Origin of the sequence: Nostoc sp. (assembly GCF_036917315.1) — a bacterium.
In the GTDB taxonomy this organism is placed as follows: domain Bacteria; phylum Cyanobacteriota; class Cyanobacteriia; order Cyanobacteriales; family Nostocaceae; genus Nostoc.
Map to the genome: position 1 here is coordinate 74,826 of NZ_JBALDR010000013.1, position 23,405 is coordinate 98,230.

Genomic DNA, 23,405 nt, shown 5'->3' on the forward strand with positions numbered 1-23,405 from the left:
ATGCACTATTTAATTCAACTTATTTAGCTGGACAGATACTATATACTTTGTTGGCTTGGGAAGAGAATTCAGCTATTGTTTTTGCATAAATTGTTCGGAGATTATTTACATGAGCAGCCATTGTAAATTCCTTCATCAATAAAGTATGACCTTGCTCGCCCATGTATCGGCTTTTTTGATAATCTCCATACAATTCATTAATAGCATCAGCCAGCTTTTGGATATTATTGCTTGGAACAAGAATACCCGTTTCTCCATCTCGTAAATGTTCTGGTATCCCTCCGACTGCACTACCAATTACAGGTCGATAATGAGAGTATGCTTCCAGAGTTACAAGACCGGCAGGTTCAGGCCAAACACTGGGAAAGATGACTGCAAAACACTGTTGATAAAGTTTATCTAATTTATCCGAATCGCACCAACCATGCCAAGTGATTCGCTTATTCAATCCGAGTGTGGCTGCTAACTTTTCTAACCTTGGTCGTTCCCAACCTTCACCTGCAATATCAAGTTGAATTTTCGGGTCTGTATGTATTAAGGTTTTCAGTAACCATTCCAGACCTTTATCAGAAACAATTCGTCCAGCAAACAAAATTCGATGATTTTGATGTACTTCCAAGCTTAGGGGTGAACTTGCTGTTTCTGGTATAGAAATTCCACAATGTAGCGTTATAACTTGTTCGGGGGATACACCGTTTTGAATTAACTCTTGCCGCACATACTCGCTATTGGCAATGAAGGTAATTTTTAGCCTTTTCAAGACATCTAAAAACTGATGAGTGGTTTGAAGTTCTCTAAGAGTTCTTAAAGGTCTACGGCTACCACATTTATCGACTAATTTACCCCAGGTACATCCTAAGTAAGAGAAGTTGCGATCGCAGATTGTCCGTTGCTCTGCTAAATACTTTGTGCCGCTAGGGCAGTAGAATGAGTGATTATGAACGCTGAAGATAGCAGGACATTCACCTGTAAGCTGCAATAGCAAATCTGGACTGTGGATGTGCAGCAGTTTGAACTGTCTTTGATCGATATTTTTAAGTGATTTTATCACGCGATCGCTAACATCAGGTGGTCGATGTTCAAACAGAGAAGCTAAATAAGTTTCAACACCTCCACTCCCACCGACACCAAAACTTGAGCATTGATAAATTAGGTCTTTTTCAAAGGTTTCCTGGGACATATTTTCTATGAATTTTAAGTATATAGGACTAATTTTAATAACTTATTTATAGAGACAATAAGTGTTTAAAATCTTATTATTTTACTATTTTGCAAAATTACTGATACATATTTAGGGGTTTACGGCTGTAGAGATGTACAGCCGATAAATATGCTCTAATTCCTTTGGGAATTGGATGTTATTCCTAATCTGGCTGCCTTAGCTCATACTGCATTTGATGATATTTCCAAAGCTTGCCTTTTAGTTCCAATAGTTCTTGATACTTACCTTGCTCTACTATCCGTCCCTGTTCTAAAACTACAACTTTATCTGCTTTAGAAATAGTAGAAAGACGGTGAGCGATCGCAATTACTGTTTTACCAACAGATAGCTTTTCTAATGAATCTTGAATTAAGCGCTCAGATAGCGAATCTAAGGCACTAGTTGCTTCATCCAAAATTAAAATTTCTGGGTTCCGCAGTAAGGCTCTTGCAATAGCAATTCGCTGTCTTTGTCCTCCAGATAACCTAACACCCCGATCTCCTAATTGGGTATCAAAACCTTCGGGCATTTCCAAAATAAATTCTAGTGCGTTCGCTAGTTTAGCGGCTTCTTGAATTTCCTCATTCGTCGCCTCTGGAGTTCCGTAAGAAATATTCTGCCAAACATTAGTATTGAAGATAAAGGTATCCTGACTAACGACAGCTATTTTACGACGGAGAGAGTTAATTTCAAATTGTCGGATATCGATTTCATCAATGAAAAGATATCCATCTGTAGCATTATAAAATCGGGGAATCAAATCAGCAAGGGTTGTTTTACCAGCGCCAGACGATCCGACTAATGCTGTCATCTTTCCCTTTTCAATCGTCAAGGTAATATTATGCAATACTAGATTTTCATCATCATAACCAAAATCCACAGATACTAAATCTATTGACCTATTTAATCCCTTAAACTCAACTCTGCCATTTTTAAAGTAATATTTTTCATCACTTGTCAACAGATTTTTAATATTGTCTGCTGAACCATGTAAAGTGCTAAGATATGCTCTCGTGCCATTAATATCTTGAACAAATGGGATAAAGCGAAAGAGTACAAAGAAAAAGGTTAGCAAAGAAGCAACTTGTAGCGTTCCATTAGTGACAAGACTAGTGAATGCCAAAATAATCATTCCGATCAATACCGTAGTCGCTACTCCTTCGGCGATTGGCTTCACAAGTGTCCAGGTAAATACAACCTTTGTTGTACTACTTATTACCTTATCGCTAGCTTTATAGTAACGCTGACGCTCAAATTCTTGAGTACCACAGGAATGAACAGTGCGAATGCCATTAATAAATTCTATGGCTGTTGATGTAAAATTAGCATTAGCAGTTGTCATGCCAAAACTCGATTCTCTGACTCTAGCATTCAGATTTGACAACCCCACACCTAAAAGTGTAAATAGTAATGCTGATATTACCGTCAATTGCCATGATATCAAAAACATCGATATTAAGTAAACAAAGGTTGTTAGTCCTCTAGTTACTAAAAAAGCTCCGCCACTAAAACCTTGTCTGATTCTTTCAATCTCGGTGGTAATTGTGTTAATTAGTTCGCCAGAACGAGTTTGACTAAAGTAACTTAGCGATAAAGATTGTAACTGTTCAAAAATTTGCTTGCGTAAGCGATCGGCAAGATGTAGTTGAGATAATTCAGTATAGACTTGAGAAAAATAATTAAAGGTGGCACGTAACCAAGTACTCAATAGAATCAGCAAAGATACGCGATATAAACGATTAATTGCTGATGTCTTGGCTCCCAAAATCCAAAGATCGAACCATTCTATTCCTGTTTGCACAGGTTGAGCGTTGGGACTAGTTAAGCTTTGCAAGAAGGAAAGTAAAAAACCAATACTTACACCTTCAAAGGTTGCCGCCAAAATAGAGAAAACCAGAGCTAAAATTGCAATTTTACGAAAGTGTTTAAATTCTCGCAATATCAAATAGTTATCCTGCCAAAAGCTGCTAGCTTTGAGCAGATTACTGAGAGGTTGAGGAAGCTGGAAATTCATGGATTTTATCATAATAGTTTGGCAAGGTAGATAGACCTCTATAAATCGATACAGAGTTCAGAATGAGCAACAAAACCCTGATGTAGAGATGCGATTTATCGCGTTTGGAAAACTAATTATCTAGAACCGGATGTTACATAAATAATTTTTTTGAGCCTCAGTGCGATAAATGAAATCATCAATTACCGCACCGATAAATTACAGAGTTTGGCTATCCAGATGTAACAAATGAGACTGTGCCTCTACTTCCCAGGAAGCTGTAATTTCTGGTAATTTATTTAGCTGTACTGCATCTTCCAAAGTCCAACAACGAGATCCGGTTAAACTCATGTCACCTCGTAGCACGTTAAATAACTGTGGCAGATTGTCGAGATTGTATTTACCTATCCAACGCGCTAGCGGTGTGGTATTGTGGGTGCAAAAGCTCATCGCTTGAAAGAATTTACCCCGTTCCCCAACACGCCATTCATGACAAAAAAGTGGCCCTGGCGAGTAAACCTGCATTAATACAATCAATCCCAACATGACTGGACTTACTAATAGCAGCAATACGAAAGCAGCAATCCAATCAATTACTCGCTGTAATTGTCTGAAGGGTTGGTTAGGAAGTTTTTTGCCAGCGGGTATGCTTAAAAATATTGGTTTTTGAGCTGCTTCACATGCATCTGCCCAAAATTTGAGCAAAGTCTCACCCAATTTTGGATCTATGCTGACCAAACTTACTGGAGAATGTTGTAAGCATTCTACTAGCGATCGCTTACTATCTAATGAAGCTAGATATGGTTGTTTCACTCCTCCAAGCGGCTTCACCAACAGCTTACCCCGTCGCCACAGGAGTGTGCAGTACCCACGATTATCTTGCTGTGACTGGGTTACATCATATAAATTCTCTAGAGTTGGAATTATTGAAGTTGTCATAATGTCTTTGGGTTTATACAGGAGTGAATTACTGAGGCGTTATCAAAGGCTATTAATGCCAAAGACCCAAATCCGAATCTTGTTGTAAGTCCAAAAATCTGCTATAGTATTTGCCACTCAGCCAAGCACGTATTGCGTAGAATTCTGCTGGTGTAGAGATTTACAAATTAGACAGATACTAATTACATAGGTAGCAATCACCGCTACTATTAACATTCATGGGCAAATCTTGATTTTCCGGAAACTACTGACAGTAGAGAAGTGTAGAGGGAAATTACCCATGAATCTATATCTACGTTTAATTACGCTGAAGTGTTCATTGTCTCGATAGATTTGAAAAACCAGTCTGCTCTTGTCTTCTAGCCTTTATGAAGGTGCTTTAATCTCTAGAATATAAGACTCTGTAGAAATAGCGATCGCTCAAATAACTTCTTTATTTATTCTTTAAAGAGTCAGTGATTTCTCTGAAAATCTATGAAGATAGCATAAATATACTGGATTCTTCCCGATCGCAACAAAAGCAAATTTTGATTATAAATACGAAACGCAAAATCCCCGACTTCTTTAAGAAGTCGGGGATTTATCATCTAGCCGTACTAGCTACTTTTCTACAGCTTGACGTAGAGCCAATTGCTGTTGTTTGATATTGGGTACGTAATTACTACTAGAGTTTGATACCCCATTAGCTACAACCCCAATCAGATTTAACTTACTCAGCATGGCTGTCGCTTGATTAAGCTGACTTCGCGTCACAATACCAATGCTTGCCACCATAATCACACTACGACAAGATGATGCGGTAAGCATAGCATCCACCAAACCGAGAACTGGGGGAGCATCTATCAGTACCAAATCATAGTTTTCCTCAAATGCTGCCATTAATTGCATCATCCGAGGAGAACTCAACAGATTAGCTGGATCGGTAGGTTTGGGGCCAGCGGTCAAAATATCAATGTAGGCGGAACCTGAGTATTGAAGACTAATTTGGTTGGGTAGAGTTGTATCACTTGCCAATAAAGTTGAAAGCCCCTGCTCATTAGGAAGATTCAGCTGATGGTGCAAATTGGGATCGCGTAAGTTGGCATCAATCAGCAGTACCCTTTTGTGTAAACGAGCAGCACTCATTGCCAAACCCAACGCCAAAGCTGATTTACCCTCATCCGCTAAAGCCGAGGTAATCATCAAAGATTTTAAATTAGTAACAGTATTTAAAAGTTCGATGTTTTTGTAAATCAGATCCAGCGATTCCCAACGCGGTGGAGATTGCAATACCTGAATCGTCCAGGGGGCGAGAACTTCTGGCTTGCCAAAAGGCAACTTGATCATTGATTCTCTGGGTTTGGCTGGCGGTAACTTGGGAGTTGTTCCCAACAACGGCATGGCCATTTGCTTCTCTAACTCAGCAGTGGTGTGAACTGCATCATCAGCCGATTCGCGAATAAAGGCAGCAATGCCTCCTAACATTAACCCAACTACAGCACCTAACAGCAAATTCTGTTGGAGATTGGGGCCTAATTGCGCGCCTTTTTGGGGATCTTCCACCACTTCCCAATTAAATCCACCCTTGGAAAGTTCTTGTCGCAATTGTTGTTCTGCTCTTAAAAGCTGCTCTAATCTTTCACGACTAAATTGCAACTGCGGTAGCATCCGATTGTAATAAGCCAACAGAGGCGGGAAGCGTTTGATTTCCAAACGTAGCTCGTTTTCTTTCTGAGCCAAAGTTTGATCGCGAGCAGTTAAAGCAACTATAGTTGTCTGCGTTTCTACTAACTGACCAGCAAGGCTGAGATCGATTTGGCCCAGCTGCCCTTTTTCGAGAAGAGAGTCTCCAGAAGTGAATGCACCAGCAGATTTTCCGCCTAAAGTTCTTCCTACCTCTTGTTGCAATAATTCCTTCTGGCCCTGAAGCTGTTCTTTGAGCTTTTGCACGCTCGGAGTTTGATCTGTAAAGCGTAAGCGTTCTTGTGCTAGTGCCAATTCGCTTTTTTGGATTTCGTTTAGTAAGCCTTGATAGCGAGTAGACTGACTCAAACGAGAAGCAACTAGGGCATTTTGGGGAGAACGATTAAGTTGTTCTTCTAAAGATTTTTGGCGTGCTAAAGCTTCTCCATACTGAGCGCGAGTTGTCTGTCTTTCTTGGGAAAGATTATTCAAAGCTGTTTCAATTGCTTTGGCCTGTGACTCTGGATCGATTAAGTTCTGATTTCTACGAAATCTTTGTAAATTTGTTTCAGATGCGTTTACTTCTTCACTGGCTTTACTTAACTGTTCCCTGATGATTTGCAGACCTTTTTGTAAACGCGAAGTCTGTTGTTGTTTGTTATATTCCAGATAAACTTGTCGAATTGCATCTAGAACTTTTTGGGTCTTCTCAGGATCTCCAGCAGTATATTCAACTTGAAATATTTTAGTAGCGACATTATCTTCTTTGCTCCTGATTTGAGTTAAGACCAAAGAAGCTTTAATTTCAGCTGAAGTTATATCTGGATAATTAGACTGAAGTTTATCAACTGCTTTCTGGATGAGTCCTGAACCTTGCATCAAGTTAAGCTGAGTGGCTGTATCTATGACCACGTTAGAGTCAGTAAACTGATTGTCTACCCCCGCGCCACCTTCCGTTTTACCTTGATAGTTAGGTTCTACTAGCAGTTGCATAGAACTTTTATAAGTAGGCTTTGTTTTTACAGTTACTATGCTGGCAATCGCAATAGAACTAATTAATACTGCTAAGAACCAAGGAAACCGCCGCACAAATACGGCAAACATTTGTCCGTAACTTGGTTCACTTTCAGAAGCTGGAGCTAGATGAGGATTTAGACTAGTTTGAACCACTTTTATATCCTTGTCTTCAAGACTTACGCTAAGAGATTCTCCGATGAATACCTATTTTTTTACGAACCGCCAATGAGGAGAGAGCAAAGAAATAGGTAATCTGATAGTGGAAAGAGATTCAGAAATCAAATAAATAATTGCTGCACGCCACAAGCTTGGTTAATAATTTGCTCAACCTTGCCAAAGAATGCATTTTCTGAAAAATTTGCTACTGCATGATTGCGGATGCGATCGTAATCCCAAGAAATGGCGTTGGCTTCTAGTAATGCAACTTGTAGAGATTCGGGTGTTTGTCTTTTGAAAAAGACTCCTGTTTCACCTGGAATTTGAGTATCTAATACTCCACCTGCTCCATAAGCGATGACTGGTGTACCACTAGCGTTAGCTTCTACTGGAACTAATCCGTAATCTTCTAAGGCTGCGACAATAATAGACTTGGCTTTGGAAAACAAGTCTTTGCGGGTTCTATCACTTACGTGTCCCAAGAACACAATATTTTGTAATGCTTTGGATTTTAACCGTGCTAGTTCTGGCCCGTCACCAGATATTAATAGCCGCCACCCTAACCAATTAAAAGCTTCGACTATTATATCAAGTCGCTTATAACCGATCATCCGGGCGGAGGCCAGATAATATTCATCTTTTATATCTGAAAAAACAAATTTACTAGTATCAATTGGATAGTTCACCATCATTGCCTTTTTACCATAAATCTTTTCAATTCGGCGGGCAACAACACTAGAATTAGCAATGTAAAGGTCAGGCTCCTGTGCATATTTCAGGTCTACCTTTCTCATGACTTGAAATACTTGTTCGATTAAAGGAGCAAAATATCTATAGTCCCCGTACTCTCTTAAATAAGTTGCTGTATCCCATAAGAAACGGGTAACGTTATGGCAAAAACAAATGTGGTGGGCATTGGGATTTTTTCGCACTGCTTTGGCGAAGCTGGTGCTACTACTAATAATTAAATCGTAGTCTTGCAGATCCAAGGCACGAAAGGCAGGAAAATATAAAGGAGCCATCGACCTGAAATATTTTGCTGCACCAGGAATCTTTTGTAAGAAGGTTGTATTAACTATGCGATCGCCTAGATCGATAGTTTTTTGGGGATCGTACAAAGATGTGAAAATATCTGCTTCGGGATAACGCTTACAAAGCAGTTCAAACACACGCTCTGCCCCACCTCGCTGGGTTAAATAATCATGGACGAGAGCAATTTTCATGAAATTTGACCTAAAGTTTCGATCGGGTTTGTTGAAACGCTCCCCAGCAAGTTACTATCAACAACTTTAGTGTCCCGCAGTATAGCTTTCTATCCTCTTGATGAAATTATTGTTACAAATATTTTGGTAGAGGCGTCGGAGATCCCCCCAACCCCCCTTAAAAAGGGGGGCTTTTTTCTTCTTTTTACCCCCTTTTTAAGGGGGTCGCCGCAGGCGGGGGGATCTTATCCGAAACGTATTAGGGGCGTACAGCTAGCTGTACACCCCTACAGCCAATTCATTTGTGGCAAATGTTTTGAGAACCGATATTATCCAACTGCTACTAAGATTTTTTCTGGAGCGAAATAGGCATTTTGCTCAGTTCGTAGTTGGTCGCAGAGTCTGCCTTCAGGTAATTCTACATCCTCATAAGTGAGGACTCGATCTTTAGAAATATCTCGTTTGAGGCGGCACCCTTCAGCTAAACCCATTGGTAGAAGATTTTGCTGTTGGACGATATCGGAATTTTCACATTGTCCGTAGGTCATGTAGTAGCCAATGCCATCTAAGGTTTCTCCTGCTTTCAGGTCAATTTTGGCGGTGGTGACAACATCTACTAACGGGCCTGCTAGTGGAGACATAACGGCATCACCAAATAAAACAGCACGCGCTACGGACAAGGGAACTTCAAAATGACAGAGGTGATAAGGAGTATAGAAGCTGTAAAGTGGGCCTTCGCCTAATTTATATAAGTTGAGATAGTGGCGTTGCTTGGGGTCGTCGTGAGTGGCAAATACATATACGCCTGGGCCTGGTTTTGCTCCAACTACATAATCGACAATACCGCCTAGTTCTTTGAGTTGTTCAACATCATATAACTGGGTCATTTCATCGACATGACCGCTGAAGTCATATCCCAACATTCCCCGTTTGGCGACTTTCATGCCTGTGGCATTGGCAACGATCGCTTGCTCGAAGGAAATTTTGCTTCCGTCAGCAAAGCTAGCCACCATGTGGGGCTTTTGACCCCAACGTTTAGCAAATCCTTCCTGGGTGGTGGGATTGCGATAGGGGTCTTGGAGTCCTTTAATGTTACCGCACAATAAGGGAGTTAAACCAATGCTTTTTACAAAGCGATAAAGGTTCATTTGTACCCCTGGCTGATCGCCATCACAAGCGCTGAGAATCACGCCTGCTTTGTCGGCATACACTTTCAGGATGGGGCCAATGGTGCCGTCGAGTTCGGCATTCATCATGATCACATGTTTGCAATGGGCGATCGCTTCCATAACGATCTGAGCGCCAAATTCCACTGCACCTGTGACTTCGATTAATGCATCGATGCCTTCAGCCCGACACAGTAACTTAGCGTCTTCTGTGACTGCATACTTACCGTTAGCGATCGCATCTTCTAATTCGCTGATAGTTGCAACAACTTGGATATCTTCAATTCCTGCTTCCGAATAAGCTTGTTTAGCTGCACCAATCTGACGATTAGAGATAGCAACTAACTCCATTCCTGGCACTGAATTGACAATTTGGTTGGCAATTCCTCGACCCATAAAACCAGCACCGATCATTCCCACTTTGATAGGATTTCCTGCTGCTGCACGGGCTTGTAAGGCGCGATCGATAATAATCATGAACTAAACTCCTTTTTGGAACTGTTTGTTGTGTTACAAATTCTCGATAATTTTGCACTTAATAATTTTTTACAGCTAAACATTAAGTACATTTTCATGGAAATTATCATTAATGATAGCTACTAACTGGTTGCTTGCTAGATGCTATAACAGCAGTCCGTTTTTCCAGCTATGATTTTTGATAATTTGCTCCATAGCATTTCTGTAGGCTTGGGCAAACTTTTCTTTGGTATGAGTTGCTCTTGCATATTCCCTCCCCTTGCCTCTATAGCGATGGGATATTTTTTGGAAGTACCTTAACCTTACCTGATACAGAGGAGCCAGTGTGTTGTGTGGAAAACACCTGGCACAGAGAAATAGTCTATACGCCAACAGTCATCATTCTCAACAAGGGCCAATTTAAATCTTTTTCAGAGATTTCAGTCACATCTAGAGGCCAATCAATGTTAAAGAATGGGTCGTCATAGCGTAAACCTCTTTCATATCCTGGGGTGTAAAATTCGCCCACTTGATATACAACTTCAGTTTCATCGGTGAGCGCTTGATAGCCATGAGCAAACATTTCTGGAACATACAAAGCGCGCCGATTTTCTGGGGTTAGCTCTACACCAATATGTGATAGAAAGCTAGGAGATTCAGGACGCATATCAATAATTACGTCGTAGATTGCGCCTTTAGTACAGCGAATTAATTTTGTTTCTGCTGCTGGCAGAACTTGATAGTGCATTCCCCGGATAGTGCCTTTTTTGTAATTAAAAGACAAGTTACATTGGGCAACTGTTGGCTTTAATCCGTGTGCTTCAAATTCTTGAGCGCAGAAAGACCGAGCGAAAAAACCACGGTGGTCTGGCTTTTCTTCTAAATCAATGATGAATGCGTCTTTGAGTGCAGTTGGAGTGAAGAGCATGAATGAATAACCTCGATAGGAATATTAACGACAATAAAACTTGGCACATTTGAAAACTTAACTTGTTATAAATCCCATCAACAATAGTCTTGAGCGGATTTTTAGATTAACAAGCAGCTTGCTTTAACAAAACTATATGGTGCTATTACTGACTGGTTCAGTTAACTTTGGTTGAGGAAAAGTATTGTCTCGATATTGAGTACAAACTTCTGGACGTTCGGGAGAAGTAGAAGTGTAGCACGAGAATAAAGTTAACCTATCTTCAGTGCGTGATGTACCGTGATGTATGGCTTTTTTGGGATCGACAATAATGACTGTTTCTGCTGATCCTGTACAAGATTTCCAAGCCTCTTTCGGGATAATTTCATTTAGTTCTTCATCTGTGATGCCTAAATGACCAGATTGCCAAAGCTTGTAGTAAGTACGGTAATAGTTTAATTTAAATAAAGAGGTTAAAGAGGCTGGGATATATTCAAATGGCCCGTGCTTTTCTTCAACATCATTTAAGTAAATAATGATTTTGATCATGCGGCGATCTTCTGCATCTTTATGCCATAGTTGTGTACCAAACTGATTTTTATTAGGGAAATCTTTGCGGAGATGTACACCATGAAAAATGATTGGCAGACCAATGTAATTTTCAATGATATTTAGGAGCCTTTTTTCGCTTCCCCAAGTAGCAAATTCAGGTAAATATGTAACTGTGTAAACTTGGGGAATTTTTTCATTTAAATCCTCATGATTGCCAGATTCCATTTGGGACGAATACCCATAAGCTGCCTTGAGCAATTCTGGTGTTGAATCGAATCCCAATTCAGTAAGTGTGGTAATATGAATACCATCACATTTAAGGTCATCAAGAATTTTGCGATCGCCTGCTTCTAGTGTAGGTAAATTAGCAGTGTGTTTCAAAAGTGCTAATCTGTAAACGAACTCAGATCCCAGTGAAGATATTTTGCGTTTAATCTCGATCAGCATTGCATGACTACCTTTAATACACTATCGGCTATTTTCGACTTGCTGCCTTAACTCTGCTCTGGGATAAGTATCATCCCAGTATTGGGTGCAGAGTTCTGGCTTTTCAGGAGGGTTGGCGGTGTAACAAAAGAATAGTGTTAAGCGTTCTTCTGTGCGGACTGTTCCGTGATGCAAAGTATTTTTCGCATCTACAATCAAGACAGTACCTGCTGGACCTGGGCAGGATTTCCAAGCTGATTTGGGGATGACTGTTTTCACTTCCTCATCATCGATGCCCCTATAGCCTGACTTCCAAAGTTTGTAGAACAGCCGAATATAATTCCAACTAAATAAGGAAGTTAAAGAGCGGGGAATGTATTCAAAAGGCCCAGTTTTTTCTTCAACATCATTCAAGTAAATAAAGATTTTGATAATGCGACGGTCTTCGGAATCGCCATGCCATAGTAGTGTGCCAAACTGATGTTTGCTAGGGAAATCTTTACGTAAATGCACACCGTGAAAAGCAATAGGCAGACCAATATAATTTTCGATGAGATTGAGAAGTCTTTTCTCCATTGCCCAGGCATAAAACTCTGGTAAACCTGTAACTGTGGAAATTTGTGGCAACTTTTCATCTAGATGGTCGTTGTTGAGATTTTCCATCTGAGACAATTGCTGGTAAGCAGCTTTGAGCAGTTCGGAGCTAGAGTTTAAGCCTAAATCTGCCAGTGTTGTGACATAAACACCGTCTTTTTTGAGAGCCTTGAGGATGTTGCGATCGCGCCCTTCCAATGCTGGCAGATTTCTGCTATGCTTCCAACGAGCTACATAATATTCAAAGTCAGCAGATAATGTAGATAATTTGCGTTTAATTAGATTAAACATCTGGTAAACTCTTTCTAGTTTCAATGTCGATTTATCAGTAATTTAGTAACTTATGGCTTATAGTTCCGTATTTCTTGAGCAGGCATTTCACTTGATTCTGCTAAACTAAATTCTTTAGAAATCATCACGTCAAAAGCACATAAACCGACTAAAGCCAAAAATGGGACTACTGTCTGAATGGCAGACATAGGCCATCTTCTTAAAGCACCGAAGAAAACTTTCAAGTTGACTTCTTTACCGTTTTGCAAAAGCATCCGCCGGCAAAACTGCTTAGAATATCCACTCTGCTCCAATTTCAAAATTACTTCGGGTATGTGTTTGTATTGCATTAAAAGTGCAGATTTTGGTTCTTTCTGCCAATAACTCACACCCACAACACATTCCAAATAAGTCTCTTTCGTGACAATTACCCGACCATTAGAAGCACAATAACCGGCTAAATATGCTAAAGATATCCAGTTATTCTCAGCATCTTGCCAATTTTGTAGAGCGCGTTTCACTAAATCAGTGCGGTAGATTGTCGCAGTCAGAAAAATGACCGCACCGACACTTTTTGAGAAACAATGCTCAAATATAGCTTTACCATCGCCATCACCATCTTCACTATCTATATCAAACCAGCGATTACCAACAATTGTTGGTGGATGAACTGGTTCACCAGTAATTTGGTTCCGACCGGAAAAGTTAAGAAACAATAATGATAAATCTTCATATCGCTTAAGTTTGCTAATCACATAAGCAATGGCTCTATCTTGAATTGGGTCATCATCACCAATCGTCCAAACATATTTTGTGGTAGTAGAATTTAGGCAATACATAATATTTTTTACAACGCCTAAATTCTGAGGATTTTTATTTGATTTAAATGGGATACTGCTAAGGATTATTTGCCATTTTTTGATCGTATCCTGAGTATTGTCTGTTGAACAATTATCAGAAACTAAAATTTCGCAATCATCTTCAAAACCTTTGATAGCTTGAGCTAGCCATGCTAACTGTTTATCCAGCAATTCAGCACGATTATAAGTCGGTATAGCAATGGTCAGTAATTTCTGCATGGTAAAAAATAGTAGTTAATAAATTGATATATGAATGGTTACAGGTTAGTCTCTAGCTGTTTGGGTGGAAAAAGAATTGCCCAAGCTGATATGCTTAACAAACGTAGGTAAGGAATAAATATCTTGATTGTCAATAAAGGCCAACGTTTTAAAGCACCTAATAGGATTTTCCAGTCAGTTTTTTGATGGAAATTCTGCCAAATCATTTCCTGACAAAATTTATGAGGATATCCTACTTTGAGTAGTTTTATATAAACTTCAGGTATGTACGCATATCGCATTTTAAAGTTCCATGTTGGGTCGAGATCCAAAAGACTAGCGCCCATAGTACATTCTAAATAAGTATCTTTAGTGACGATGACACTTCCATGAGCAGCACAAAATGCAGTCCAATATGCTTGAGATGCCCAATTATTAGTAGCAGACGGCCATTTTTGTAAAGCACGTTGCACTAAATTTGTGCGATAAATTGCTGCTGATATAAAAAGTACACCACCAAAATTTTCATTCAGATAACTTTGAAATACAGTTTTGCCATCAACTTTTAGTTCGTCGTTATCGCTATTCAACCAGCGTTCGACAACAAGTTGACCTGTTTGTTTTTGACGACCAGAGAAGTTTAAAAACATTAGTGCTAAATCTGAATGTTTTTTTAGTGTTGTTAACACATAATCTAGGGTTCTCTCTTGAATTGGATCGTCATCACCAATTGTCCAAATATATTTACTAGTTGGGGCTTTTAAGCAACAAGCAATGTTACCCATGACCCCGATATTTTCACTATTCCTGTTTGATGTAAATGTTACATTACCAAGAATTATCTGCCACTTTTTAATAATTTGTTGGGTATTATCTGTAGAACAATTATCAGAAATAAAGATTTCACAGTCAGACTCAAACCCTTTAATAGATTTGGCTAACCAAGTAAGTTGCTTATCTAAAATCTGGGCACGATTGAATGTAGGAATTGCGATAGTCAGCAATTTATTCATCTTCTGCTTTGTTTATTCGGCTTTTTCTCAAAATGTAGCGATTCAATCCAGGGGCAATTAATTTAGCTTTCAGATGGCTAACTCGCTTCCTAATTGCTGAGAGGAAAACCATAAAATTTAACTCGCTGATTGCAAATAATTGGATGGATGGAATAAGCCCGAATCAACGCTATTTGATTCGGAAGCTTAGATTCTTTTTCCGTTGCAGTTAGGCAACTTTATCTATTTTTTATTCCAGAAGAAATCTTTGTCAATTTGTTCTGTCCGAATTAGATACTCTAGCTGTTTTAAGCGAGTAAATCCTCTAAACAAGAAAGTATCTTCAGCCATGTGTATCTGACTGAATAAATCAAATAGCTGCTGGGCACCAAGTCGGGCATTCCAATCACATTTAAATCCGGGTAGGATTGTGTTGATTTTCTCGAAGGATACGCGATAGCTGCGATTGTCTGCGCCGTTGTCACCAAAGGACAATTTACAATCTGGGAAAATATCAGCAATAATTTCCGCGATTTCTTTAACGCGATAGTTATTTGCTGTATCTCCCACGTTGAAGATTTGGTTATGTACAATGTCTCGTGGTGCTTCTAAGGTGCAGACTATTGCTTTGCAAATATCCAATGCGTGGACTAATGGCCGCCAAGGTGTGCCATCACTAATCATTTTGATTTCTTTGCTAGTCCATGCCAGCCCTGCTAAGTTGTTTAAAACAATATCAAAGCGCATTCTGGGAGAAGCACCAAAGGCTGTCGCATTCCGCATAAAGGTGGGAGAGAAGTCATCGTCGGCGAGTGGTCTGACATCTCTTTCTACCAGAGTTTTGCATTCTGCGTAGGCTGTTTGGGGATTAACTGCGGATTCTTCTGTGACATCACCTGCGGTTGCAACACCGTAGACACTGCACGAAGACATATATACGAAGCGACGCACACCCATAGCCTTAGCCAAACTAGCTAGACGAACTGAACCTACATGATTAATTTCGTAGGTAATATTAGGTGCTAATTGTCCGGCTGGGTCGTTGGAGAGTTCTGCCATGTGAACTATGGCTTCAATACCTTCCAAATCATCAGGAGTGATGTTGCGGATATCTTTATTCAGGGTTTTGGGTGTGACTCCACTAGGGTTGTACAGCCAACCAACTTTATAGAAGCCGGTATCTAGACCAATAACTTCATGTCCTCGTTCGATTAACAAAGGCGGTAATAATGAACCTAGATAGCCTTCTGTTCCAGTTACTAATATTTTCATTGTGGTTAATTCCTTTGTATTGATGAGTTAAATTTTTCGTTTAGTAGGGACGCACAAATATTCGCCCTATAGGGTGTTGTATCTAAAAGGGAACCGCTATATTTTTCGTTTGTATGCAAGCAAATAACCTCTCTTCAAAGCCTCTCTCCTCTTAGGAGAGAGGCTTTGAATCTTGCTCCCCTTCCCTATAAGGCTATCCATTACCCGGATCTTTCTCAACATTTACGAGAGTATTCACTCACGCTTTTTCTAACCCTGATTCGTTCGTCGTCAATTCTCAATAAAAACCTAATTTTAGCGAGAAGACTAAGAGCCAATCTGTCAAGTATGTTTGACACCTCAGTGTTCAAGATGCCTACAAAACAAGCGTTTCAAGATTGTAAAGAAAGATGTGACTAATGGATAGCCTATAAGGGAAGGGGTTGGGGGTTAGGTCATTGGACTCAACCCAGAAGCGCTATATATATCGGCTAACATTCATTACATAGTTTGCCGACTAACCCATTGGGTAGTAGCACTCTATAGCGGTTCTTAATTGATGCATGACACTTTTTTGTTGTGGGATGGGTATCTTACCCGTCCCTTGTATTTCGAGGCAGGCAAAGAAAGATGCCCACTATACAAGATTCATCCCTTACGTCAGCAGTCCCGGAAATAATGACTATGATATCTATGCAGTGACTACACTCTCTAGATGCGAAAGTTGGGGAATTTCTGCCACAAGTGCTTTGCCGATTTCTAGAGAAGATGTGGCAGCAGGAGAAGGTGCATTGCAAACATGAATGGAGTTTTGACCGGAAACAATCAAAAAGTCGTCTACAAGCTTGCCATCGTTCATTAAGGCTTGAGCGCGAACTCCTGCATGGGTGGGAACTAAGTCTTCTGCTTGCACTTCGGGAATTAGTTTTTGTAAACTTCTGGTGAAGGCTGCTTTGCTAAAAGAACGAATAATTTCTTGGATGCCTTCATCAGCGTGTTTAGCTGCTAACTTCCAGAAACCGGGATAGGTGATAACTTCCATAAAATCCCGTAAGTCAAAGTCGGTTTTTTTGTAACCTTCGCGTTTGAGGGATAGAACTGCGTTTGGCCCTGCATGGACGCTACCATCAATCATCCGAGTAAAGTGGACACCCAAGAAGGGGAAATCTGGATTGGGAACTGGATAGATTAATGTTTTGACTAGATAGCGTTTTTCTGGCGTGAGTTCGTAGTATTCTCCCCGGAATGGCACAATTTTGGCTTGGGGTTCAACTTGACCTAGTTTGGCGGTGCGATCGCTATGCAATCCAGTACAATTAATTACAAAGCGGGTTTCAAAGTTACCTTTGTTTGTTTGCAGTACCTGATTTTTACCACTTGGAGAGATTTTCAGGACTTTTGTATTCAGGTGCAAATCTCCACCCTGCTGTTGAATTAGCTGGGCATATTTCAAACAAACTTGCTTGTAATTAACAATACCAGTTGAGGATACGCGAATCCCACCTACACATCTTACGTGAGGTTCAATTTCCTTCACTTCTTCGGGGCTAATTCTCTGGACTTCTATGCCATTGTCTAAGCCGCGTTGGTAGAGATTTTCTAAGCGTGGTAGTTCTTGTTCTTCAGTTGCAACAATTACCTTACCACAAACTTCATGGTCAATTCCATGCTCTTGGCAGAATTCTACCATTGAACGAGAACCATCACGACAAAATTTAGCTTTGAAACTCCCTGGCTTGTAATAAATACCAGAATGAATCACCCCGCTATTATTGCCAGTTTGGTGAAATGCCCATTGACTCTCTTTTTCTAGTACTAAAATCCGGGCATTGGGATAGCGTTTTCCTAAAGCCAACGCTGTCGAGAGTCCAACTATTCCCCCACCTATAATCGCAAAATCATACATTAGTATTATCGCACTTCAAATTACAGTAAATCTATAAAGTTATTGGGCATTGGGCATTGGGCATTGGGCATTGGTTATTAATTATTCTCCTCTGCTCCCCTGCTCCTCTGCTCCCCTGCTCCCCCAACTCTCCTTACCATACCTTCCAAGGAGCCTGATTGTTCTTCCACAGTCCTTCGAGATAGTTTTTATCGCGTAAAGTATCCATTGGTTGCCAAAACCCATCATGTCTGAAAGCAGATAGCTGTTCCATATCAGCTAGCTTTTCTAATGGCTCTTGTTCCCATACTGTAGAGTCATCAGCAATTAAGTTGATTACTTCTGGTTCTAACACAAAATAACCGCCATTAATCCAAGCTCCATCACCTTCAGGTTTTTCCCGAAAGCTGCTGATTTTGGTTTGCTCATGTCCTAAAGAAATAGCACCAAAACGCCCCGCTGGTTGAACGGCTGTGAGTGTTCCTAAGCTATTTTGTTCTTTGTGAAATTTAACTAGCTCGGTGATATTAATATTACTGACACCATCGCCATAAGTAAAGCAAAAAGTCTCGTTACCAAGATGTTCGCTGATTCGCTTTAAGCGTCCACCTGTCATTGTATTATCACCCGTATTTACTAAGGTGACGCGCCAGGGTTCTGCATAACCAGAATGCACGTTCATCTGGTTAAAGCGCATATCAAAGGTAACATCTGACATGTGTAAAAAGTAATTAGCAAAATACTCTTTAATTATGTAACCTTTGTAACCACAACAAATAATAAAGTCATTAATGCCGTGGGCAGAGTATGTTTTCATTATGTGCCAGAGAATTGGCTTACCACCAATCTCAACCATCGGCTTGGGTCTAACACTGGTTTCTTCACTGAGGCGTGTACCAAGACCTCCAGCCAAAATCACCGCTTTCATGCAATTACCTCGGAGATTTGTAGGGATATGATTATTTAACTTTTTCGAGATGAAGCGGATGCACTTAAAGGGAGAGAAATGTATTTCTGATTTCTGTTTCTCCGTCAATAATCTAACTGTAATTTCCGATGAAATTATAAAGGTAACATAAATTAAAATCTTTTCTATATAAAAGCTCTATGAATATCTATAAATACAGAAATAAATTACTCAATGAAATAAAATTGTCACCTATAAAATAACTAGGATTAGCTGGCGCTAACCCTAGTCAGGCTTGATTTTTTCAATCAAAATCAATAATATGGTAGTAACAAAAAATACTTGTTTCTAGTTAGTTTTTTCCATATTACTTGAGCCTTGGAATAAAGGGTCACATTTGTTTTCGATGACTACACACATATTACTGAGTGCTTGTTGATAATTATCCATGTCATCTTGTTCAAGAAATATTTTGGCAGATGCCTGTATATCTTCGACAGCTTTTGTCTGGTTTTTGTTAGCTTCACTACCGCCATATTGTGCCAGTTCATAGCGAACCATACCTCGTTTGAGATATGCTTTTGCTAGTTTAGGACTTAGAGTTAATGCTTGGTTAAAGTCAGCGATCGCTTGATTATATTCTTGCTGATAATTGCTGCTATATTGAGCAATTTGATAATAGACAACGCCCCGCTGGAAGTAAGCTTCGGCTTTGGAGACATTAAGTTGTATGGCTTGAGTAAAATCTGCGATCGCTTTTTTGTAAGCTTGTTGAGATTCACCGCTGTATTTAGCCATTTGGGCGCGGACAATCCCCCGTCTGACATAAGCTTCAATTTCATTATTATTCAGACCGATAGCTCGATTATAGTCTGCGATCGCTAGATTATATTCTCGATCGGGATCGTTGCTATATTCAGCAAGCATATAGCGGGCATTGCCCCGATTTACCAGAGCTTTGGTTTGATTGGGATTGATTTTCAGAGCTTGGCTATAATCTGTAACTGCTCCTTCGTAGTCTTTCAGGTTATAGCGGGCATTGCCACGATTTACAATTGCTCTAGCGTGTGTCGGTTCTTGTTCAATTGCTTGGCTAAAGTTGACAATTGCCTTGTCATAGTCTCGCTCTTTATAAGCAATATAACCTTGCTGATAAGAATCAGCGAAGCTGAGTTTGTTATTTGGCTGGGAAGACTTGATCGTTTGTTGGGTGTAAGCATTTTGGGAAACCAACGGCTGAGTAAATTTAATCATTACATCTGCATATCCCAATAAACCAAAACCCAGCAAACAACAAATAATCGGGTACAACTTTGACTTTTTGGAAGGTTTATATGAACCGCTGGGAGTCATTATTGGCTGCCAATAATTAGCTACCTGCGGTGACATGGCTCGCTGGGGAAAATGCGGTGTCTGATTGTAGCGTTTTCTCGCTTTGATTCGCGGTTGGAGATGTTCTCTAGCTTCTATAGCCCGATGTGATGGGAAGGGGTCGCGTCCACCTAATCGCACGGTACGTTCGCACCACGGACAGCTACGCATGTGGTTGTTGTAGCGATGCTGGGGATTTGTCGTACAGGTAATCAGGGACTCTTCGGCTTCAGCGATGGCTGAGAGCCAAGTCTGGGCACTGGGGCGTAGTTGTGGGTTGTTATGACCTTCTTCAAAACAACGGACAAATAGTTCCTGTAAGCTGGGATGGAGAATTTCCCAAGGGGGGGCAATGGGAGTAGGTAGATAGGGTACGTAACGCTTTTCGCTATAAGTGAAATGACCCGACGCAATGCGGGCTTCGTAAGGTGGTGGCTCAATCGCACCTTGAAAAATCCCCGAAAATGGGTGGGTGCCTTCCATTAAGAGTTGAAATACTAGCACCCCTAACCCAAATAAATCGTGAGAGATTTCGCGATCGTGCTGGGCAAAAGTTTTATTCTGTAGTTCTGGTGGAGTAAATTCTGGTTTACCTACTGGGCAGCGATAAACAACATTGCTGTTTGGGTCGGTTACTTGGAAAGAGTCTGTGTCTATCAAAGTCACCAGTGCTGTATCACTGACGAGGATATTAGACTCGTTCACATCACCAATGCAATATCCACTAGCGTGCAAAGCGGCAAAAGCTGCCGCCAAGTTTCGAGCCGTGCGGAGCAGGTACTGATAGTTGAATAGAGGGCAGTGTTGCCGACGGGTTCTGGGGTTGTAAAAGTCGATGATTGGACGCATCCCCTGAATACGTGGCATCAAAAAGCCCAGGATGCTATTTTTGCCATCTGCCGCCCGTAATAAATCCTCTGGCCAAGCGATAGAGATATGCCCTAAACTCGCCGTAGGGTTTTCTGGCGGGTTAGCAAGCATCGCCTGAAGTTTTTCTGCATGGGCAGTGGTTGGCTTGTGGTAAATCTTTGCCACCAAGTCGTTATCGGATGGCACTGCATAAACACAAGCTTCACCGCCACGTCCCAAACTGACATTGAGACTGAGGATTTCTTTTTTGGGGGAACAACGTAGTACCTGCATAATGAAATTACCGCTAACGGAAGTTATTGTAAGATGTGAAACCTGTAGATTTATTGCTCATGAGTCGTTGAATGCAGCTATAATGAGTGTCAAATCATCATCAGTGCGTTGCGTAATCCGCTCTGAGCGTAGAAATTTTACCAATTGCTCCTTCGCTTCTGTCTTATCCTCGGTATTGGCGACAAATTCAAACAGCGGAAAAAAGAATGGTTTGTGAGGTTCGCCAACAACCATATTCAAAGCCAGCATTTGTAATCCGTCGGTGATGATACCAACGTTTACTATGTCTGTGCGCCATAATCTCATTTGTGCTGTATCTAAGGCATTAGGCGAAGTTAAAAAAGTAGTTTCGTTAATGTATTCACCACTATCAGGCATCGTCAGTGCCAGCAGGTTGCCCATACTATCTTTTGCCACTGCCAAACCATCACCTATCTGAACTACAGCTACAACTTCTGGTGTAGCAACCAGCATAATTAAGGTAGTTGCTAAATCTTGAGGCTGTTTGTCACAAGTAGCCGCCTCATCTTCCACAGCTTTTTTGGCGGCGAATATGGCATCATTTAAGAGCGATCGCACCAATGTATCATCAGTCAAACTTTTTCGAGTCAGCCCTTTGGTAGAAATGTTTTCGATTGCTGTCTCCACAGCAACCATCGCTCCTACTTTCCCAAGGCTAGCAGAACCCGCGCCATCTGCTGCGGCCGCCACTAAAACATTATCTGACAATATCTGCCAGTGATGAGCATCCTGACATAATTGATTGTTTTTTAAGTGACTTGTACCACATACAGACGCAGCCACAATCCGCCATTGAGCAATCTGTTTTGATATGTTCATAAATTTTTTTTTCAAGCAGCTAGCTGTGTAAACATCAAGCTGCAATTTTTAATTAAACAGTCCCCCAACCAATCGGCGGTAGTGCTACCTGTTCGTCTACTTGTGAATGAGAAACAGCCGACATACTAGTTGACAGCCAGACAAACATCTCGATAAAATTTAATCCTTTAAGCTTTAAGGGAGTACGTACAGTTATTTGATTTAAACGCGTCATATTCGCATTTTCTACTCCAACTGTAAAGAATGCTACCCGCTTGTTTGCCTCGTCTCCCTGTAGACGCTGGGATGCTTGCTCTACCACTTGCTCTAACTCACCTTGGGGTTCTCCATCGGTAATCATAAATACCCAAGGACGATAGTAAGCAATCCCGTTGGCACGATACTGAGATTTCCGCTCTTGAATTATGTCCAAAGCTTTATGAATTCCCGCACCCATTGTTGTCAAGCCTTGGGCTGTCAAAATAGGTGGATTGAATTGATCGGCAGTCACAAAGTCTTGTACTACATTGATATTACTATCAAAAGTGACGATCGCCACTTCCACGCGTCTGGCAGCTAAGGAATTTTTGACTAATTCATCCTTTAAGCTTAGTAAACCTTGATTTAAAGCCTCAATCGCCTCTCCTTGCATCGACCCAGATGTGTCTAATAAAAGTACACAAGGACAACGTGGTTCTGGATTCTCAGCAAATTCTACTACTTCATCAAGTCTTAATGTATCATGCATAACTTTTTGTGTTATGGTAAAGTCCAAAGCTTTGTTTCCCTTTGCTCAGAGTATATAGTTTCAATCGCCGAGGCGACTACAGAATATAGTATCTATTGGTAGATGCTCTAATCTTTATTAAACAAATTATTTTCATGAAGTTCTCTATATATTTAAGATGAACTTGAGTACAGCTTAGTTTAGCAAAAAAGAGTTTATCAAAACCCAGCATTATCTGTTGTAATGTATCTACCAAAAAGTTATATCCATTAAACCTAGAGTACAATAAATACGTAAACTTTCCTAGATAAGTTTTTAAAGATTTTATGTAGAAGAATCGTTTCTTTAAGGAAAAGTAATTAACCATAATTAAGCTTGTTAACTCTATAAGTATACCAGTGTAACTACGCGAACTTGGAATCAAATTTGCCTCTTGAAGTGAGTGGGCATAAATAAACATCATTATTAAGGTCTTCACTCAAGAGTTCTCAGTAGTTAGTAAAATCCAGAATTAACCAACATCTACTGATAATCTCGCTATGATAGATTCTTACCTTTATTCACACCTACTTGTTTTTTGAGATAGATTAAGTAAAATGTGCTAAATGTAACAAAGGACTTAGAAGCATTACATCTTTTAATATATGTACATATTTTCAAATAAATAATTTGTGGATAGAAAAATATTACAAAGAAGAGAATACTTTATAG

Annotated in this window: 17 protein-coding genes; all 17 read right to left on the minus strand. The window is 40.3% G+C overall.

What is annotated here, in order from left to right; translation table 11 throughout:
* Positions 1–19: 19 nt before the first annotated feature.
* The 17 genes from V7K84_RS06645 to V7K84_RS06725 all read right to left on the minus strand — a co-directional run bounded on the left by V7K84_RS06645 (position 20) and on the right by V7K84_RS06725 (position 22,715).
* Complete coding sequence (locus V7K84_RS06645) at positions 20–1,180, minus strand: glycosyltransferase family 4 protein (protein ID WP_334837027.1); 1,161 nt, start codon at positions 1,178–1,180, stop codon at positions 20–22.
* A gap of 184 nt (positions 1,181–1,364) precedes the next feature.
* On the minus strand, positions 1,365–3,215 hold the full coding sequence (gene hepA, locus V7K84_RS06650; RefSeq protein ID WP_334837028.1) for a heterocyst formation ABC transporter subunit HepA: 1,851 nt from the start codon (positions 3,213–3,215) through the stop codon (positions 1,365–1,367).
* Between the two features lie 198 nt (positions 3,216–3,413).
* Positions 3,414–4,133 carry a heterocyst development glycosyltransferase HepC gene (gene hepC / locus V7K84_RS06655; RefSeq protein WP_334837029.1) on the minus strand — a complete coding sequence of 240 codons (720 nt, stop codon included), beginning with the start codon at positions 4,131–4,133 and terminating at the stop codon, positions 3,414–3,416.
* 600 nt (positions 4,134–4,733) lie between these two features.
* The gene (locus tag V7K84_RS06660) at positions 4,734–6,965 is read right to left on the minus strand and encodes a GumC family protein (RefSeq protein WP_334837030.1); all 2,232 of its coding nucleotides are present in this window, start codon (positions 6,963–6,965) and stop codon (positions 4,734–4,736) included.
* 125 nt (positions 6,966–7,090) lie between these two features.
* A complete protein-coding gene (locus V7K84_RS06665; RefSeq protein WP_334837031.1) occupies positions 7,091–8,191 on the minus strand; it encodes a glycosyltransferase in 1,101 nt (366 codons plus the stop codon).
* 308 nt (positions 8,192–8,499) lie between these two features.
* Complete coding sequence (locus V7K84_RS06670) at positions 8,500–9,813, minus strand: NAD(P)H-dependent oxidoreductase (protein ID WP_334837032.1); 1,314 nt, start codon at positions 9,811–9,813, stop codon at positions 8,500–8,502.
* 361 nt (positions 9,814–10,174) lie between these two features.
* Entirely contained in the window at positions 10,175–10,720 is a 546-nt protein-coding gene (rfbC, locus tag V7K84_RS06675) for a dTDP-4-dehydrorhamnose 3,5-epimerase (RefSeq protein WP_334837033.1), read from the minus strand.
* A gap of 132 nt (positions 10,721–10,852) precedes the next feature.
* A complete protein-coding gene (locus V7K84_RS06680) occupies positions 10,853–11,698 on the minus strand; it encodes a phytanoyl-CoA dioxygenase (protein ID WP_334837034.1) in 846 nt (281 codons plus the stop codon).
* Positions 11,699–11,719: 21 nt separating this feature from the next.
* A complete protein-coding gene (locus V7K84_RS06685) occupies positions 11,720–12,562 on the minus strand; it encodes a phytanoyl-CoA dioxygenase (protein ID WP_334837035.1) in 843 nt (280 codons plus the stop codon).
* A 50-nt stretch (positions 12,563–12,612) separates the two neighbouring features.
* A complete protein-coding gene (locus V7K84_RS06690; protein ID WP_334837036.1) occupies positions 12,613–13,620 on the minus strand; it encodes a glycosyltransferase family 2 protein in 1,008 nt (335 codons plus the stop codon).
* A gap of 38 nt (positions 13,621–13,658) precedes the next feature.
* On the minus strand, positions 13,659–14,612 hold the full coding sequence (locus tag V7K84_RS06695; protein WP_334837037.1) for a glycosyltransferase family 2 protein: 954 nt from the start codon (positions 14,610–14,612) through the stop codon (positions 13,659–13,661).
* A 222-nt stretch (positions 14,613–14,834) separates the two neighbouring features.
* A complete protein-coding gene (locus V7K84_RS06700) occupies positions 14,835–15,863 on the minus strand; it encodes an NAD-dependent epimerase/dehydratase family protein (protein WP_322688854.1) in 1,029 nt (342 codons plus the stop codon).
* 670 nt (positions 15,864–16,533) lie between these two features.
* Positions 16,534–17,748, minus strand: coding sequence for an L-2-hydroxyglutarate oxidase (gene lhgO, locus V7K84_RS06705; RefSeq protein ID WP_334837038.1), 1,215 nt, complete (start codon positions 17,746–17,748; stop codon positions 16,534–16,536).
* Between the two features lie 133 nt (positions 17,749–17,881).
* Positions 17,882–18,655, minus strand: a complete 774-nt coding sequence (rfbF, locus tag V7K84_RS06710; RefSeq protein WP_334837039.1) for a glucose-1-phosphate cytidylyltransferase — start codon at positions 18,653–18,655, stop codon at positions 17,882–17,884.
* Positions 18,656–18,982: 327 nt separating this feature from the next.
* Positions 18,983–21,148 carry a tetratricopeptide repeat protein gene (locus V7K84_RS06715; RefSeq protein WP_334837040.1) on the minus strand — a complete coding sequence of 722 codons (2,166 nt, stop codon included), beginning with the start codon at positions 21,146–21,148 and terminating at the stop codon, positions 18,983–18,985.
* 57 nt (positions 21,149–21,205) lie between these two features.
* Positions 21,206–21,988 (minus strand): PP2C family serine/threonine-protein phosphatase, encoded by a 783-nt coding sequence (locus V7K84_RS06720; protein ID WP_334837041.1) that lies wholly within the window; start codon positions 21,986–21,988, stop codon positions 21,206–21,208.
* Positions 21,989–22,040: 52 nt separating this feature from the next.
* Positions 22,041–22,715: a vWA domain-containing protein gene (locus V7K84_RS06725; RefSeq protein ID WP_094351580.1), complete on the minus strand. Its 675-nt coding sequence runs from the start codon at positions 22,713–22,715 to the stop codon at positions 22,041–22,043.
* Between the last annotated feature and the right edge of the window lie 690 nt (positions 22,716–23,405).

Coding starts and splice junctions, on each gene's coding strand:
- lhgO (WP_334837038.1), bottom strand. CDS start 17,748: ATGTATGATTTTGCGATTATAGGTGGGGGAATAGTTGGACTCTCGACA.
- V7K84_RS06725 (WP_094351580.1), bottom strand. CDS start 22,715: ATGCATGATACATTAAGACTTGATGAAGTAGTAGAATTTGCTGAGAAT.
- hepA (WP_334837028.1), bottom strand. CDS start 3,215: ATGAATTTCCAGCTTCCTCAACCTCTCAGTAATCTGCTCAAAGCTAGC.
- V7K84_RS06715 (WP_334837040.1), bottom strand. CDS start 21,148: ATGCAGGTACTACGTTGTTCCCCCAAAAAAGAAATCCTCAGTCTCAAT.
- V7K84_RS06720 (WP_334837041.1), bottom strand. CDS start 21,988: ATGAACATATCAAAACAGATTGCTCAATGGCGGATTGTGGCTGCGTCT.
- V7K84_RS06680 (WP_334837034.1), bottom strand. CDS start 11,698: ATGCTGATCGAGATTAAACGCAAAATATCTTCACTGGGATCTGAGTTC.
- V7K84_RS06670 (WP_334837032.1), bottom strand. CDS start 9,813: ATGATTATTATCGATCGCGCCTTACAAGCCCGTGCAGCAGCAGGAAAT.
- V7K84_RS06690 (WP_334837036.1), bottom strand. CDS start 13,620: ATGCAGAAATTACTGACCATTGCTATACCGACTTATAATCGTGCTGAA.
- V7K84_RS06700 (WP_322688854.1), bottom strand. CDS start 15,863: ATGAAAATATTAGTAACTGGAACAGAAGGCTATCTAGGTTCATTATTA.
- rfbF (WP_334837039.1), bottom strand. CDS start 18,655: ATGAAAGCGGTGATTTTGGCTGGAGGTCTTGGTACACGCCTCAGTGAA.
- rfbC (WP_334837033.1), bottom strand. CDS start 10,720: ATGCTCTTCACTCCAACTGCACTCAAAGACGCATTCATCATTGATTTA.
- V7K84_RS06695 (WP_334837037.1), bottom strand. CDS start 14,612: ATGAATAAATTGCTGACTATCGCAATTCCTACATTCAATCGTGCCCAG.
- hepC (WP_334837029.1), bottom strand. CDS start 4,133: ATGACAACTTCAATAATTCCAACTCTAGAGAATTTATATGATGTAACC.
- V7K84_RS06685 (WP_334837035.1), bottom strand. CDS start 12,562: ATGTTTAATCTAATTAAACGCAAATTATCTACATTATCTGCTGACTTT.
- V7K84_RS06645 (WP_334837027.1), bottom strand. CDS start 1,180: ATGTCCCAGGAAACCTTTGAAAAAGACCTAATTTATCAATGCTCAAGT.
- V7K84_RS06665 (WP_334837031.1), bottom strand. CDS start 8,191: ATGAAAATTGCTCTCGTCCATGATTATTTAACCCAGCGAGGTGGGGCA.